General features: G+C 60.8%; 12 protein-coding genes. 6 read left to right on the forward strand and 6 right to left on the reverse strand.

Annotated features, from left to right (window positions below):
* Positions 1-127 precede the first annotated feature (127 nt).
* Together NKJ13_RS25080 and NKJ13_RS25085 are read right to left on the reverse strand one after the other, a co-directional pair.
* The gene (locus NKJ13_RS25080) at positions 128-2842 is read right to left on the reverse strand and encodes an ABC transporter transmembrane domain-containing protein (protein ID WP_352506841.1); all 2715 of its coding nucleotides are present in this window, start codon (positions 2840-2842) and stop codon (positions 128-130) included.
* A 17-nt stretch (positions 2843-2859) separates the two neighbouring features.
* The gene (locus NKJ13_RS25085) at positions 2860-3225 is read right to left on the reverse strand and encodes a hypothetical protein (RefSeq protein WP_352778717.1); all 366 of its coding nucleotides are present in this window, start codon (positions 3223-3225) and stop codon (positions 2860-2862) included.
* An 85-nt stretch (positions 3226-3310) separates the two neighbouring features.
* Between NKJ13_RS25085 and NKJ13_RS25090 the strand changes: the two genes are divergently transcribed.
* Positions 3311-3979, forward strand: coding sequence for a class I SAM-dependent methyltransferase (locus NKJ13_RS25090; protein WP_352506912.1), 669 nt, complete (start codon positions 3311-3313; stop codon positions 3977-3979).
* A 98-nt stretch (positions 3980-4077) separates the two neighbouring features.
* On the opposite strand, the gene NKJ13_RS25095 is transcribed toward NKJ13_RS25090, so the two are convergent.
* The 4 genes from NKJ13_RS25095 to NKJ13_RS25110 all read right to left on the reverse strand — a co-directional run bounded on the left by NKJ13_RS25095 (position 4078) and on the right by NKJ13_RS25110 (position 10929).
* A complete protein-coding gene (locus NKJ13_RS25095; protein WP_352506839.1) occupies positions 4078-5274 on the reverse strand; it encodes a glycosyltransferase family protein in 1197 nt (398 codons plus the stop codon).
* Positions 5271-6515 (reverse strand): glycosyltransferase, encoded by a 1245-nt coding sequence (locus NKJ13_RS25100; protein WP_352506838.1) that lies wholly within the window; start codon positions 6513-6515, stop codon positions 5271-5273. Before NKJ13_RS25100 ends, NKJ13_RS25095 begins: the two co-directional genes overlap by 4 nt.
* A 1-nt stretch (position 6516) precedes the next feature.
* Positions 6517-7731 (reverse strand): glycosyltransferase family protein, encoded by a 1215-nt coding sequence (locus NKJ13_RS25105; RefSeq protein ID WP_352475773.1) that lies wholly within the window; start codon positions 7729-7731, stop codon positions 6517-6519.
* Positions 7732-8868: 1137 nt separating this feature from the next.
* Complete coding sequence (locus NKJ13_RS25110; RefSeq protein WP_352506837.1) at positions 8869-10929, reverse strand: N,N-dimethylformamidase beta subunit family domain-containing protein; 2061 nt, start codon at positions 10927-10929, stop codon at positions 8869-8871.
* A 198-nt stretch (positions 10930-11127) separates the two neighbouring features.
* Here NKJ13_RS25110 and NKJ13_RS25115 point away from each other — a divergent pair, with 198 nt between their 5' ends.
* The 5 genes from NKJ13_RS25115 (at position 11128) to NKJ13_RS25135 (ending at position 16329) form a co-directional block, all read left to right on the forward strand.
* A complete protein-coding gene (locus tag NKJ13_RS25115) occupies positions 11128-11901 on the forward strand; it encodes an SDR family NAD(P)-dependent oxidoreductase (protein ID WP_352737277.1) in 774 nt (257 codons plus the stop codon).
* Positions 11902-11980: 79 nt separating this feature from the next.
* Positions 11981-13303, forward strand: a complete 1323-nt coding sequence (hisD, locus tag NKJ13_RS25120) for a histidinol dehydrogenase (RefSeq protein ID WP_352737276.1) — start codon at positions 11981-11983, stop codon at positions 13301-13303.
* A 15-nt stretch (positions 13304-13318) separates the two neighbouring features.
* Complete coding sequence (locus NKJ13_RS25125; protein WP_352737309.1) at positions 13319-14341, forward strand: zinc-dependent alcohol dehydrogenase; 1023 nt, start codon at positions 13319-13321, stop codon at positions 14339-14341.
* A gap of 30 nt (positions 14342-14371) precedes the next feature.
* The gene (hutC, locus tag NKJ13_RS25130; RefSeq protein WP_352737275.1) at positions 14372-15103 is read left to right on the forward strand and encodes a histidine utilization transcriptional repressor HutC; all 732 of its coding nucleotides are present in this window, start codon (positions 14372-14374) and stop codon (positions 15101-15103) included.
* Positions 15104-15327: 224 nt separating this feature from the next.
* Positions 15328-16329, forward strand: a complete 1002-nt coding sequence (locus tag NKJ13_RS25135) for an ABC transporter substrate-binding protein (protein ID WP_502899799.1) — start codon at positions 15328-15330, stop codon at positions 16327-16329.
* Positions 16330-16540 lie beyond the last annotated feature (211 nt).

Below are 16540 nucleotides of genomic sequence, written 5' to 3' on the forward strand. Positions count from 1 at the left end.
CCAGACTAGAGCAAGGGACGCCAAGATGGAATCAATTCTCTTTCCGAGATGGCGAGGCAAACCACGCGAAAGGTGGCGAGCCCGATGTCGTGCACCGGCAGAATGATCCATCTGAATGTCCGTTGCTCTATGACAACAGTTCCTTGAAGATACCGTTCCCCGCCAAGAGTGTCTCGTGTGTTCCGTCTTCCGCCAATTGACCCGAGTCGAAGACGACAACGCGATCGAACATCATCGCCATTGCCGGATTCGTCACGACCCACACAATTGCCGGCGAATGGCCGTCGCGCCTGGCTTCCTCGAGCACATTTCGCAGCACCTTATCCTGCATGCGCTGGTCGAGCGCCGACAGCGGCCGGTTGAGAATGAGAAAATCGGGACGCTTGAGCAAGGCCCGGGCAACATCGAGCTTCTGTCGCTGTCCACCGGTCAGCCGCCTCCCGCCGGAGCCGACGTTGAAGTCCAGGCCGACATCCAGAAGTTCGCCATAAAGCCCGAGTTCGTCAAGAATGTCATAGACGATGGAGCGTATGCGGTCGGGCGCGTCGGGATGATTGTTGCCCACACGCCCGAACAGGACATTATCCATGACCGTGGCCGCGGCAATGTATTTGGCAGGATCATACCGTTCGATCGCATTGTGCAACTCGGGCGGCAGGTCTTCATAGAACCGGTTGCGTGCAGCGACGATCTTGCTCATCAGCTCGTCGCTCAGCAGGCCGAAGCGGTGCCGGGGCTCGATGTAGGCAAAGCTCAAGGTGACGATCATGGCGCGATCGTTCTCCGAAACCGCCTCGTAGGGACGGTTCTTGAGCCGTTGCAGCAAGGTTTCGTAGGCGGGTATCTCCTCCGCGCTCATGAAGGCGAGCTGCTGGAAGAACTGGTGATCGGGCGGCAGGTCGGCAAACAACTCGATCGCCTGTTTGGCGATCTCCAAGCCCATTTCGTAGAGCGTGCGGTCGAGGCCGGCTTGCCTCAGCACGGAAGCAAAATAGGGATTGGCCGCCAGCGCCCTGTCGGCCAGTTCGGGACCGGCGGCAGCGCCGAAGAGCAGGTTTTGGCCGATCGTTGCTTCCTTGTTGTAGGCGCCCGGTTCGAAAGGAACCACCAGTCCGCTCAGCCCCTCTTGTTCCAGCCGGGTCCGCAGCGCCGCACGCAGTTCGACGATCCGCCTGGCAAGCTCCGTGTGACGCGTGAGGTCAGCTGAAGAGCGCAATCCGAGATCCAGAATGTCACGCGACAGAACAACCGCGTCGAGCACCCGGCGCACGGCTTCAAAGAGGTCGTGCGGGCCGGTAGCGCCAGCGGAAGCATAGTTGATCCAGTCGCCGTGGATATCAAGATCCGGATTGCCCGACCGGCGCGCCTCGTGAATGTTCCAGCGGTGCTGATCTGCCGCAGCACCGTCATAAGGCACCGATGTCAGCGGCGCATGCTTCAACCCGTAGAGCAGGTTGTCGCGGAGGCTTGCCTGGAACAGGAAAACATCCGACGAGGCATACGATATGCGCCGGCCGGTTACTGCTTCGGGGAGTTCAAGCAGGTCGTCGGTGCCCGAAGCGACCTTTCCGCTGTCTGGCCAGATCAGCCGCGCGAAGGCTTCTGCAAGCGCCTCCGCTCCACCTGTTGCGGTACTGACCAGTGCCACCGTCTCACCCGGCTTGACCTGGAGGGAGATACGGTTGAGGAGCATCGCACCGCCATCGTCTGCTATGGACAGATTGATCGCCGACAGCGGTTTGGTCATTGGATCGGGATCGTCGATCGTCAATGCCATGATTTTCGGCGCGATGAGACCTTCGACGGTGAACTGTTCAACGACCTGTTGATATTTGACCTGGACATCCTGCCGATCCTGATCCCAGTCGATCAGTTCCTTCATCGGTCCGGGCAGGTCCTTGTAGGCGCCGATCACGGCCACGAGCTGGCCGACGTCCAGCCGCCCCTGGAGGACCAGATACCCGCCGATCATGTAGAACAGAAAGGGCGTGAGCTGCGCGAGAAAATTGTTGAGGAACTTTACCATGAATTTCCATTGGTAAAGATCGAAGCGGATCTTGAAGATGAGCCCGAGCCGGGCAGCTATGTCGGCGCGCTCGTAGTTTGATGTATCGTGGACGTGAACCGCGCCGATGCCGTCGACGATTTCGCCAACCCGGCCCGAAAGCGCGCGCGCCGTCAACTGCCGTTGGCGCCCGAGCACGATCAGCCGCCGCCGCATTCGCGGGATGAGCACGATCTGGATCGCCACGATCACGACCGCTATCATTCCGAGCCAGACGTTCTGGATCATGATGAACAGCATGGCCGTCAGCGCTTGGCCGCCGAGCAGTACCGGCTGCAGGAAGGCGTCGCCGATGAAGCCGCCCAGCGGCTCCACCTCGTCCTTCACCATGGTCGCCACTTCGGCGGACTTCACCCGCTTGAAGTAAACCGGCGGAAACCGCAGCACGCGGTCGACCAGATCGAAGCGGATACGCCGCAGCATGCGTTCGCCGAGGCGGCCCTTGTAGGTGTTGATGTAGAATTTGAACAGGCCGTTGATGACGACTAGCAAGAGGAACACAAGGCTCAGGGCAAACAGGGTCTCCTCGCGGTCGAGCTGAAAACCGGAGAAGAACTGGACCTCTCCAATGAACGGCAGGTTATAGTGTAGCCTCATGAATGGCTGGGTCGCGCCCGGTTGCTCGAAGCCGCGACCTTGGATCGGTCCGTTGACGATCAGCTTCGGCAGGTCGAAGGACATGAAATACGGGATCATCGAAAGCACGACGATCATCAATATCCAGAGCTGCTGCTTCTTGGTGTGCGTCCAGATATAGCGGGCTAGGCTGGCTTCCATATGCGACTGTGGACCCTTCAGTTGGAAGCATGCAGGATGTAAAAGCACCTGCTGGCGAATGGCGTATCGGCAATTTCTTCATCGCCAGCGACAAGCTCGAAGCTGCCGTGCACGGACATTGCCCCGCGCTCAACTATGCAAGGAACCTGCGAGGCGGCGCGATCCAGTTCCGGCGCATGGTCGATGGCAACGACATGGGCATTGTCGATCGGCGAAGAAAGCAGCTGGCCAAACGATCCGCGGCTTTCGTAGGGCTTTGGCGAACAGCTGAGCAGCACGAGGCCGCAGCTGCGCGGCTGGTGCTGGCGGATGGACGCCGATGATCCGGACAGATGCAATAGGCTCTCTCCGGCACCGGGCAATAGCCAAGCGGCTTGCAGCATGATCACGTCCGCGGAATCAAACAGTCTTGCGGGAGGCAAGATTGCGTTGTGTCGCCCAGAATCCCAACATACAAGACGAATTATGATGGATGTCACGCAACCACGCAATGCCATGGACTGGCACGAGCAAGCCTTGGACCTCACACGGGGAATTGCTGCTTATGTCAACTGCCCTCTCGTGGCAGGGCTGGCGCGCGTCGTCGCCAAGCATCCGAAGGCCGATATTGCCAACGCCTTCAACCACAAGCAGGTCGCCTGCAAGATGTGGGCGCTCGACAGGCTGTTCGAAAGCGGCGGCGGCCGCTTCGGGCGCATATGGGTTCTGGGTGGATGGTACGGCGTATTGCCGGCAATGCTTTTCAACGATGCCCGCTTCGACATCGCGGCGATCGATAGCATCGACATCGATCCTGAAGTCGCGCCGGTCGCCCGGACCCTCAACCGGGAAGCCGGCGACCGGTTCCGGGCGCTGACGGCAGATATGTACGCACTCGACTATGCGGCCGGGCGGCCCGACCTGATGGTCAATACGAGCTGCGAACACATAGCCGATCTGCGCGCCTGGCTTGCTCTGCTTCCGCCGGGCACGAATGTACTGCTGCAATCGAACGATTATTTCAGCGAGCCGACGCACATCAACTGCGTGGCTTCGCTTGCAGCCTTCGAGGAGATGGCGGCGCTACGGGAGGTGCGGTTCTCCGGCGAACTGCCGACAAAAAATTATACGCGCTTCATGCTGATTGGAACTGTTTAATGCATTTCGCCCAAAAGTGCGTAGCGGTTTTGGGACAACGATACGCATAAAAACAGGACTTGAAGCGCGTCGCACGAATCTCACGGACGCTACGCGCGTTAGGATCTATCGTCTGTTTGATCATGAACTTTTCCGAAACCGGGCCCCACATTTAGGGACCATGTTCGATACCGCTCGCGCAGGATTTGCGCCGAGCGACGCGCGCCTTCCAGATCGAGACGATGCGCGGATGGCGTCCGTCCCACAAGCGCCTGTTCGATAGCTTGCGCCAAACCTTCAGGCGTCAGGTCCTTTTCCGTCAGCACCGTTGCAAGACCGAGTTCTTCGAGCATCAGGGCGCGAACCGTCTGTTCGGTTTCCCCGCCGGCTGCAAATGGGACGAGCAGGGAGCGACAACCCGCGCGCAGTACATCGCAGACCGTGTTGTAACCCGCCTGCGAGACTGACAGGCGGGCGCCGGTCAGCAGGCTGGCGAAATCCTCGCGGAACCGGAAGATGGACAGGCCCGGCGTGGCATCGCGTGCGATTGCGTCAAACTCGTCTTTCGGCAGGTTCGGGCCGGTGATCAAACACCATTTCCAAGCGTTGTTGGCATTCCGCGCCGCTGCGATGGTGGAGCTGACAAGGCTCTTTCCGGCAGCCCCGCCGCCAACCGACACCAGAACGTCGAAGCGCTCGGAGGCTGCGGGCGATGGCGGCGCGGCAACGAGCCCTGTGTAGGTGACCTCGGCCCTGATCGCCCCAGCCAATGGAAATGTCTTGTCGATGGTTGCGAAAGCCGGATCGCCGTGGACCATAACAAGGTCGAAATGCCTGTTGATGAGATCGACCGTTTCCTCGTTTCGGCCCGGCTTGACGCGCTCCTGGAGGATATCGCGGACGGACGTCACCAGCGGCGGTCTGGGCGACGTCGCGTCTATGACCTCGATCAGCGGCAAGAGTTCGAAACGCATCTGCCGGCGTCCAAATGGAAACGCCTCGACAATGACGATATCAGGCCTGCAATCCCGGAATGCCTGCAGCAGCATCTCTGAACGCCATTTCTTGAAATCATCGTCGATCGGGTTGCCTTGCAGGTCGACAAGTCCCGAAAATCCTTCATCACCGGAGGTGACAGGTGGCAGGGTTACAGATTTTACCCCCAGTCCTGGAAACCCGGCGATCGGCGCTCCACCGGTCACGACGGTTACGTCAAACCCGTCATCGACCAGAGCCGCCGCAATGCGGCTGGCGCGCGCGAGATGGCCGATGCCGAGCAGGTGCTGGACATAGAAGAAAGCGCGCAGCCGCTTCATTCGGCGGCCCGCCACTCCCGCTCGAACAGTTCCTTGAGCTGTCCAATGCTTGCCATATGATCGAAATTGCCGCGCACGCGCCGCTCTGCGGCGTCGCCGAGGCGGACGCGCAGCACGGGATCGCGGATCAGGCGCTCCAGCGCCTGTGCCAGGGCAATCGGGTTTTCCGTCGGAACCAGCAAGCCGGTTTCATCCGGCGATAAAAGCTCCGGCACGCCGGAAGTATCGGTCGACACGCAGGCAAGGCGCTGGCTAGCCGCCTCCACCAGAACATTCGGCAGACCGTCGCGGTCGCCATTTGCGGTGATCCTGCAGGCCAGGGCGAAGATGTCGGCACGGCGGTAGTGCTCAAGCACCTCCTCCTGCGCAAGCGCGCCTTTCCAAGAGACGCGACCATCCACGCCGAGCTTTTGCGCCAGCGCCTTGAACCGTTCCAGTTCTTCGCCGCCGCCGATATGCTCGAAACGCCACGCCAAATCGCCGGGCAACAGGGCAAGGGCCTCCAGCAACGTGTCGTAACCTTTCTTTTCAACGGCGCGCCCGACACTCAGAACGACAACCGGTTCGTCCGGCGCCGAGCCGTCATGCTGCTTTCGCGCCTCGCCGAAACTGCCGAAGCGATCAAGGTCGAGCCCATGATAGCTCAGATGCACAGACGAGTTGCCGTTAGCGAGTTTTTTCAGACGGTCGAAGCCGGTTTTCGTGCAAGTGACCGTCCAGCGCGCCGAGGAAAGCTTGCCGGCCAGATCCCAGTCCGCCGAAGTCCAGATGTCCTTGGCATGGGCCGAGCAGGTCCAGGGCAGGCCACGAAGCTGGCTGGCATAGCGCGTCACCGATGCAGGCGTGTGCGCGAAATGGGCATGCAGCCAGCCCGCGTTTTCCGGCCATTCGGCCGCCAGCACGAGCGCTTGCCCGAAGCGGCGCGCGCGATTGCGCGTAAAGTCGCGGGGCATATCGGCAGCCAGCGATCCGAGCGCGCGCCAGAAGCCCGGACGCAGCAGATAGGCAAACAGCGAGCGAAGCACGCGCAGCGGCTCTTCATGCAGATATTCCGGCAGATAATGGACGGGCGCTTTGATCTCGTCATGCACGGGGTGGCGTTTTTCGTCGGTCGGCCGCCTGAGCGCGACAAGTATCAGGTCGAACCCCGCACGCTCAAGACCGAGCAATTCCTGCGCGATGAAGGTTTCGGACAGCCGCGGATAACCCTTCAGAACCACGACGATCTTGCGATGTTGCAACTCAGGTCATTCCTTCAATGACTGAAAGGTGATGGCCGGCCCGCCGGTCGAGCAGTTCCGCGACGATTTCGGAAATATGAGGCAGCCCTTCCAGCGTCAGATGCGGATTGCTCTGCGATGGGCGGGGCCGGTCCGGCAGCACCTTCAGTGCATCGGCAAACCGCCGGGAATCCTCGGCTTCTTCCGGCAAAAACATCTCGATGAGGCCGAGTTCGGCCGCGCGCCGTGCGCGGATCAGTTGTTCCTTGCGGGGCTCGACGCGCGGCACGATCAGCGCCGGCTTGTCGAAAGACAGTATCTCGCAATAGGTGTTGTAGCCGCCCATCGCCACTACCGCCTTGGCGCCGGCAATCAGGTCTTCCATGCGGTTGTCGAACTCGATGATCCTGATATAGGGGATCTTGGACCCCTTCTTGAGCAGCTTGTTGCGCTTGCGCGCCGGCATGTAAGGCCCAAGCACGATCAGGGCCCTATGCTGCAATTGCGGATCCTGCTGATAGGCATCGATGACGTCGTGAATCAGATCGGCGCCGTCACCGCCGCCACCGGTGGTAACGAGGATATAGTCGCCCTCGGGCCGATGGCCGGGCAACTCGTTCCGCTGCAGGCTCCGTTGCAGGAAACCGACGAACCTCATCTTTGCCCTGACAGCCGGCGGCACATCCAAGCCGGTCAACGGATCGTAGAAATCCGGCGGGCCATAGGCCCAGACCTTGTCGTAGAACAGGCCTATCTTGCGCATCACGTCCCGGCGTGCCCACTCTGCTTCGAGCAGATGCGGCGCATCCATCACCTCGCGCAGGCCAAGCACCAGCGTGGTGCCCCGCGTCTTGAGGTAGGACAGCGTGTCCTCAATCTCACCGCGCAGGCCGAGCGGTTCCTTGTCGACGATGAAGATATCCGGCCGGAAGGTCTCGGCCGTGTGGCGGATGATCGACTGGCGCATCCTTAGCGTCTCATGCAGATCGATGTCCTTTTCCAGCGAGGTGTATTCGCCGTTGCGCAGCTTGATGACGCTGGGGATCTTCACGAAGTCGACACGGGCACGGTAGTCGAAGGCGCCAGCGATAGTCGCACCCGAAATGATAAGCACCTGAAGTCCGCGGAAATCCTCGACCAGCGAATGCGCGATAGTTCGGCAGCGCTGCAAGTGGCCGAGCCCGAACGTGTCGTGGCTGTACATGAGAATTCGAGCGTTTTCTGCGTGCTGGGTCATTGTTGAACGTCTCTTAGAATTCTCGCTTTGAGGACCGTGAGCGACCCGCCGGCTTCGAAACCATCCTGGTTTTGAAACATGAGGCCGCGATTTTGAATTTGCATTACTTCTGTGGAATGCCTGTCAGATAGGGCTTTCTGATTGCCTGAGTCCGAAACTGGATGGAGGGGCGAATATCGCCTCGGCGGGAGCGGGCCGAGACTCCCCGTTGTTGTTTTGGGATGAATCGAAGGGGAAAGCGGTGTCCAAAAGATCGGCAGAAGTCATCCCTCTTGATTCCAAAGCTGCGGTCTCTCCGAACTCGACGGTTTCGGAGCGGTGAAAGCGAATTCCGCGATCCTGCCCATATAGTCAATTGCTTGATCGGTATACGAAAGGACAGGGTCGCCGGGCGTCGCACGGCACATGTTGTTGCAGAACTCGTTTCGCGCGCCATCGCTCTCGGTCTTGGGAGACCAAAGGTGCTGCCCGTCAATCTCTTGACGGGCGGTCTGATTATGATTCACCGACCAGAACTGAGCCATCTATCGCCCAAGCTAGCCTGAATTTCGCCAGGAATCGAGTGGATGCCAGCGCTCACAACACACCGCCCGCAGCGGGTGTGTGCAGCACCGGTTGCTTGTCGATCGCTATGGCCTCTGGCTAATGCCTTAGCTGGGGCGGTGACGGTACTTTTTGAGACGACCTGAGCGGGCCATCGAACGTCGCGAGGTGCAAAAACCGCTCGATTGGTCCCGACAGTTGGCGAAACCTCAAAATATTTTTGCGACGACTTTAACCTTTAGAATCAAGAGCGTAATTTTTTGACGGCGTTGAAGTCGCCGCGATCGGGGAAAAAATGCGGCATTTCTCTCCTCCCAGTCCGCCCATTGCTGCAAGCCGACGGCATCAATCGCGTCCTGCTCGGCTTAGGCAGGCTGCGAAAGCGAGCGAGGTCTTCGGGCTCCATGGTGTAGACGGCAAGAAAGCGGGGTATGCGGCGGTTTTTCCTTCGTGCTGTCAGAAGCATGCTGGCTGCTTAGACTCTTGGAGGGCCCAAGTCACTGCGCAGTACCACTCTCTAAATGCCCGCCCGCTATCGGGGACGCCGCGCTCCTCAAGGTCCCGCAGTCCGCTGGTCAGTACCTTCGCCGAAGGTTATTGATTTTCTCGGCCGGGTTCTCCTTTCGTGGTGCCGAGGCGGTTAAGCAGATTGAGCGTGATCCTGCCGACATCGTTCATGGCGCCTGCGGCTGGCAGCGCGCCGCACCAGGCAACCGAGCTTGCCGAAAAGATCAAGCCGCCTGCTGCGAGCTTTCGCAGGGTCATTTCGGCGCAGCGGCGGGCGATGCGTTGCGTATCGCCGCCCTCATACCAGCGCGTCGGATCCTGGAAGAAGCTGTCCGGAAATCCCGTCGCCCGCGCGATCACGACGGTGTCAGCGGAAGTGCCGAGGGCTGGATCTGTCGCATCCACTTCGTAGCCCGCGGCACCACCCAGCACGATGCCGTCCGTGCCGAAGGTCGCATTTTCAACGCCTTCGAACAGCCATGCGAATCCTGCTTCACGGCTTTCCTCAGTGCGCGTGAAGGGGCGCGCGCCTTCGAATCCCATCAGTGAGATCGCGCCACCGATCAGCGAGAATTCGCCTCGGCCGCGCGAGCGGAGATAGCCGCCTGGTTCGTTGGTGATCGACAGCGCCTGTTCGGCGACCGGGCCCTCCCAGGTGCGGCCTGCCTCCAGCGGCGAGCGCCGCAGCTCCATCAGGTCGTCCTTGAAAGCCACAGTGGCAGCGAAGCCGTTTCCGCCGAGATAGGCGATGCTGCCGCCTTCGGCCACAAACTGCCGCAGCGCCTGCTCCATCTCGATCGACATATATTCGGGGTGACTGCCGGTGACGACGGCTTGATGTCGACGCAGACCGTCTATGCCGCATTCGTGCAAGTCGTGATCGGTCAGGACGTCAAACATGATTCCATTTCCGTGGCAGAATCGGAGGAAGTGCAGATCGACCGGCAAATTGTGTGGGCAGCCGCAGAGCGGATAGTCGTAATCGTCCCTGAGCGTCACTTTCGGCTTTTTGTAGGAACAGATGGAAACACCGCTAAGGTCGGAATGGTAGTCGTAAAGAGATTTCAGATTGTTGGCGATCGCGAAGCGATGTCCCCGGTCGTCGCCTTTCCATTCATAAAGATGATCCGGGAGATATTCGTCGGCATAAGCGAGATAGGTGGCCGTCGGCACGAGATACAACAGCGGCGACGAGACCTGTGACGAGGTGACGAAGAACACCACGCGTTCGTCGCCACCCTCCCATTCGACCTGGAACGCGTAGACGCCTGGGTGTGCGTTTTCAGGGATCGTCACGCGGTGTGATGCCGGCCACTCAAGCGGGCCGATGTCGTCGTCGTGGCAATGGATAGCGTCGTAGTGCGACGGCACCAAGCGAGGCTCGAAGCTCGATCCGTCCCAGCGTGCCGAAGTCACGCAGAAGGCTGGCTGATTGATCACATCTAGGAGCAGCGGATCTGCTCCGCCCGACGACAGGATCGGTTGCGTTGGTAACAGCGTCGGGAAATCCCAGGCAACAGTCCCCTGTGGGGTGTCGAGCCGGATCGCAGCAAATTTCGCGTTGAGGGTAGGTTCGTGGTTGGTGGCACTTGCGCCGAAATGGATGCCGTGCCCTTGGAGGTTCCACGCCGGGCTGCCAAAACCTTCACGGAGTTCGTAAGGCGCGAGAAGATCATGGGATTTGATGCGCAGACGCGATTGTTCCTGCCGCAGATCCAACTCGACAGTGAGCCACACACCGGTTGGCGCCTTCTTCTCGACAAGGGTTTCGTCACCGATTTCCACGACTAATGCGCCGTCGCGGAGGCGCAGCCCGACGGCGCCTGCCTCCAGGATCGTGCGCGCACCTTCGTTGCGCGTGAGGAACAGCTCAAAACGTATACCGTGGAGGGCTTGTACTTTGGCCAGTTCGCCGGGCCGCACGAACAGGAACGACCCCTGGTCGAAATGCCGACGCCGTGCTTCACCTATTGTTTCGATGGCCCAGGTGAGAAATTCCGGAGCCGGCTTGTCGAGCCGGCAAATTCGTGTGGCCTTTATCGGCCGATCGCATGACAGGCTGAGCTTGATCCGCTGGCCTGCTTTGGCACTCCAGGGGGTGGTATAGCCAACCACGCTCATCGCGTCGTGGTCTACTGCGCGCTTCATATATCCCTCCCGATGAACTCCAGATGGGCTGGGGCGAACCGCGTAGACCGGTCCGATGTCGGCCAATGCGCTGCCGCTCTGACAAGCAGAGTTTCGCATGGCGCACTACAGCCATGATGTACATGCTTGTATAGATAAGCTGCATTCGGATAGTCTCGACGTGATCGGTCCAAGCGCGACATTACCAAGGAGGATGACATGCGCAACGCATCTCTCTTCGATCTGTCAGGCAGGAAGGCGCTTGTAACCGGCGCAAGCCGTGGCATCGGGCGCAGCATCGCCGAGGCGCTCAGCGCGGCCGGCGCCGACGTCGCCGTCACGGCGCGCAGCGTGACCTCGCTCGAGAAGACGATGGCCGCTATCCGCACCGCCGGCGGGGTCGCGCACGCCGTCGCCCTGGACGTCACTGACGTCGACCGGTGCCGGGCGGCGACAGCCGAGGCCGGCAGCCTGCTCGGAGGTCTCGATATTCTCGTCAACAATGCAGGTACGGAAGAGGTCCGGCCTTCACTCGATGTCGACGAGGCCTTGTGGGACAGGATTGTCGATACGAATCTCAAAGGCGCCTTCTTCTGCGCCCAGGCCGCTGCGCGGCAGATGAGAGACGCCGGACGGCCCGGCGTCATTATCAATCTCTGTTCGTTAACTTCCGAGGTTGGGGTTCCCACGGCGGTGCCGTACGGCTCGTCGAAATCAGGCCTCCTCGGCATGACGCGGGCGCTTGCGGCGGAGTGGGCCGATCTTGGGATCCGGGTCAACGCCATTGCGCCTGGCTATTTCAGGACAGCGATGACAGACGTGTTCTACAGCAACCAGGCATGGCAGCAATCGATGCTCGCCAAGATTCCGCAGCGCCGTTTTGGTGATCTCCCGGACCTGCACGGAATCGCGGTGTTCCTCGCTTCGGATGCGGCAGCCTACATAACCGGCCAGTCCATTCCCGTGGATGGAGGCTTTCTCGCATCGATTTGAAGGCTTCAGGGGCTGGAGATGTGTCCCAGAAGTGATCGACAAGCGCTAACCGTAATTGCGTCCTAGAAAAGGAGCCGCCATGTCTGACGTCAGCTTCCACCGCCTGTCATCCCTCAGTGTCGATCAGCGGTCCAGTTTACTGAAACGCGCAGAAGGAGATCTGTCTTCCTTCATCGAAAAGGTCCGTCCAATCATCAAGGCCGTCAAGGATGAAGGTGACACGGCCTTGCTCCGGTTTGCGCGCGAACTCGACAAAGCCGATGTTGCCGACGGTGGGCTGAAAGTTTCGGAAGCGGAGTTCGACGCGGCATTCGACAAGGTCGACAAGGATGTCGTGGAGAGTATCCGGTTCGGCATTGAGAACATAAGGCATTTCCACGAGGAGCAGCGCCCGGAAACGATGTGGCTCAAGGAAGTTCGGCCGGGCGCCTATGCGGGTGACCGATACACACCGATTGCTTCCGTTGCGCTTTATGTTCCGCGCGGCAAAGGCGCCTTCCCCTCGGTGACGATGATGACCTCGGTTCCGGCGGTGATTGCCGGGGTTCCCCAGATCGCGATCGTGACGCCTGCGACTTCGGATGGTTCCGTCGACGCCGCGACGCTGGTTGCTGCCCGCATTGCCGGCGTGGAGACCGTGTACAAGTGCGGCGGCGCCCATGCGGTCGCCGCCGTCGCCTATGGAACCGAGACCGTGAAGCCTGCCGTGAAGATCGTCGGGCCGGGGAGCCCGTGGGTGGTGGCGGCAAAGAGCGTGTTGTCCCCGATCATCAACACAGGCCTGCCTGCCGGCCCGTCCGAAGCGATCATCTTTGCCGATGACAGCGTCGACGGCGGCCTGGCCGCTCTTGACCTGTTGATAGAGGCCGAGCACGGCCCGGATTCGTCGGCCTATCTGGTGACGCATAGCCGCAAGGTCGCCGAAGCCGCGTTGATTGCGATACCGGAACACTGGTCCCGAATGAGCGAACAGCGTGTGGAGTTCTCGCGCGCGGTGCTGACTGGAAAGCGCGGCGGCATCGTGCTGACCGAGTCGCTGGAGGACAGCTACCGTTTCATCAACGATTATGTCCCGGAGCACCTCGAGATTCTGTCAACGGAGCCATTTGCGCACCTTGGACGTATCACAGAAGCCGCCGAGATCCTCATGGGACCGCACACGCCGGTGACCCTCGCTAACTTCGTCCTGGGACCCAATGCGGTGCTGCCGACCAGCCGGTGGGCGCGAACCTTTGGACCGCTTTCGGTGACGGATTTCGTCAAGAGATCGTCGGTCGGCTATGTGACCTCGGCGGCCTATCCGGAACTCGCGTTGCATGCCCGCAGGCTCGCCCGCTACGAAGGGTTCAGCTCGCATGAGAACGCGGTTTCGGAGATCCGCGATCGCTATCTCGCCGGCTGAGCGGAAACGATGACGATGAGGGCGGCGCGACTCCATGGACCCGGCGACCTGCGCGTCGAGGATATCGCCGCGCCAGCCGCTCCCGAGCCAGGCTGGGTGAAGCTGAGGGTCGATGCCGCAGGCGTTTGCGGTTCCGATCTTCACAACTTTCGCACGGGCCAATGGATAAGCCGGGCGCCCTCGACGGCTGGCCATGAGCTGACAGGCACGGTGATCGCTATCGGCGAGGGCGTGGACATCGTCGCTGTTGGCGACCGCGTGGTCGCCGATTCCCGTTTCTGGTGTGGAGAATGCGCGCAATGCCATGCAGGCAGGCGGCACCTTTGCACGTCGCTGGGCTTTGTCGGCGAGATATGCGACGGCGGATTTGCCGAACAGGCGGTCCTGCCCGCACGCCTGCTGCACGTCGTCGATGCCGCGCTTGACGAACGGGTCGCTGCGATGGCCGAGCCGCTGGCTGTAGCGTTGCACGCAGTGCGGCGTCTGCCGAAAACGGCCGGCTCCGTTCTTGTGGTCGGCTGCGGGACTATTGGCGGGCTTGCCGCACTGCTGCTTTCCCGGACATTCGCAGGTACCGTGCTCGTCGCCGATCGCAACCCTGGCCGATGCGCCCGGGTGGCGCGGGTGACCGGCGCCAGCATCGTCGACTTGAACCGGGACGCCATTGCCGCCGCCACCGCGGATGCCCCCCTGCTTGCTGCCGTCGAAGCGACCGGCAGCATCGCAGCACTCAGCCAGTTGCTCGGCGTTCTCGATGCCGGTGGCACCGTTGCGATGGTCGGCATATTCCATGGGCGCCTCGACATCGATCCCAACATCCTGGTTGAACGCGAAATCGCATTGCTGGGATGCCACGCCTTTGCCGATGAGCTTCCCGACGCCATTCGGATGCTCGGCGAATTGACCGAGCCCATGGTCGAACTGATCGACCGCGAGATCGGCCTGGATGATGTTCCCGCAGCCTATGAGCGGCTGTTGGCGGGGCAGGGCGATGGTTTGAAAACAATCATCCGGATGCGGTCTTCCGGGCGCGTGTGATTTCCGAACGTTGCCGGAAAGGATTTTGAAATGATCACTTTGCCCGATACCGCCAGCCCTCTTTACGAGAAGGTCAAGGACTACATCCTGACGAACATCGGAATGGGCCAATGGAGCAAGGACCGGAAGCTGCCGTCCGAAAATGAATTCGTGGCGACACTCGGCGTGTCCCGGATGACGGTTCATCGTGCCTTGCGGGAGTTGACCTCTGCGGGTTTTCTGATCCGGCTCCAGGGCGTCGGCACATTCATCGCGCCACCTCGACCACAATCAGCACTGATCGAGATCAACAACATCGCGGCGGAAATTGTCGCGCGGGGAAACAGGCATCGCTCCGAGGTTATCGTGCTCGAAAAGATCACGCCGACAAAGGAGCTCGCGCTTTCCTTCGAGTTCGCAAAACGCGCGCCGGTCTATCATTCCATCGTCGTCAACTTCGAGAACGACCTGCCTGTGCAACTGGAAGAGCGTTTCGTGAACCCGGGCCTGATACCCGACTATGACAAGCAGGACTTTTCCAAGACAGCAACCTACGACTACCTCATGCAGAAAACCCCGGTGACGGAGGTCGAGCACATCATCTCGGCGACCCCTGCCGATGCCGAGACGGCGCGGCATCTGGGCATCGATGTCGGCAGCTGCTGCCTGTTTCTGCATCGCCGGACATGGACGGGCGCCATCGTTGCCACGATCAGCAAGCTGACTTACGTTGGCAGCCGCTACTCGCTTGGCAGCCGGTATTCTCCGTCTAAAAAAATTTGATCGCAGTGAAGCGAATCAGACTCGGAAGGAGGGGTCTAACTTGTATATGCATGTATGTATTTAGCCTTGACATCCGCTATTGCTAACGTTGAAGTGTCGTCGCACTTTCGTTGAACGGGCAGCTAAGATGCCGAGGCACGGTGCCGCAAGAGCAGACGCCGGCATTCTCACCAGGCCGGAGTTTGGTTCAAAAAAGCGGCGTGATCATCAAGGGGAACAAGATGATGCGTAATCTAGCAGGACAATTTCGGGCGCTCGTTATGGCTGCTGCTGTCGGGTTTGCCCCGGCGGCCTACGCGGCCGACACGACAATTCCGGCGACGCCTGAGGCAGGAACGTTCAAGATCGGCATCGAGCCATGGCTGGGCTACGGCCAGTGGCACGTCGCCGAGGCCAAGGGCCTGTTCAAGGCAAGCGGGCTGTCCGACGTGCAGATCGTGAACTTCGCGGAGGACAAGGATATCAACGCCGCCCTGGCGAGCGGCCAGCTCGATGCCGCCAACATCGCGACGCACACGGCTATGGGAATGGTTGCGGCCGGCCTGCCGGTGAAGATCGTGCTTCTGCTCGACGTCAGCATGACGGCAGACGCCATGATCGCCGGCAAGGACATCGCCACCGTCGCCGACCTCAAGGGCAAACAGGTTGCTTTTGAGGAAGGCACGACGAGCGACATCCTGCTCAAATACGCGCTCGCCAAGAACGGCATGTCCATCGCCGATGTCCAGCCCGTTCCAATGCCGGCTGCGGATGCCGGCAGCGCCTTGATCGCCGGCCAGGTTCCAGTCGCAGTCACCTATGAGCCTTATCTCACCGCGGCAAGAGCGCAGAACAAGGACCTCAAGCTGCTCTTCACCGCGGGCGAAGATCCCGGCCTGATCAGTGACGTATTCGTGGTGCGCGATGAGGTGATCAAGTCGCGTCCCGGCCAGGTGCTTGCCATGATCAAGACCTGGGATGCGGCCCTGAAGGCCTACAACGACGACACGCCCGACGGCCGGGCGATCATCTCCAAGGCGGTCGGGTCGAGCGTCGAAGACCTCAACACCGCCTTTGATGGCGTGCGTTACTATACTCTCGCCGAAAACAAGGATGCCCTGACCGGGGAATTCTCCACCAAGACATTTGCGGATGTAGAGGCGGCCGCCAAGAACGCCGGGCTGCTGCAGGCGGACGTGACGCCGGAACAGATGATCGACCCGTCATTCGTCAAGGCCGCGAAATGACGAGGGCCGGCTCGCGGTGGTGACGCAAATGTCCGAGCAGCGTGCGACCAAGCCAAGCCCGTCTCACGCAGCGCCGGGGCCGGTGATCAAACAGCCGATGCGCCGTGGCCCCGCCACCCGGGTAGGGGCGCCCCACGCACCCCCACCCGTGCGGGTTTTATCACTTGGCGTGTTTTTAGGGCGACGCCACGCCCGGGGGGGGGGCACCGGG

This window comes from Mesorhizobium sp. M0174, assembly GCF_040322275.1.
Lineage (GTDB): Bacteria > Pseudomonadota > Alphaproteobacteria > Rhizobiales > Rhizobiaceae > Mesorhizobium.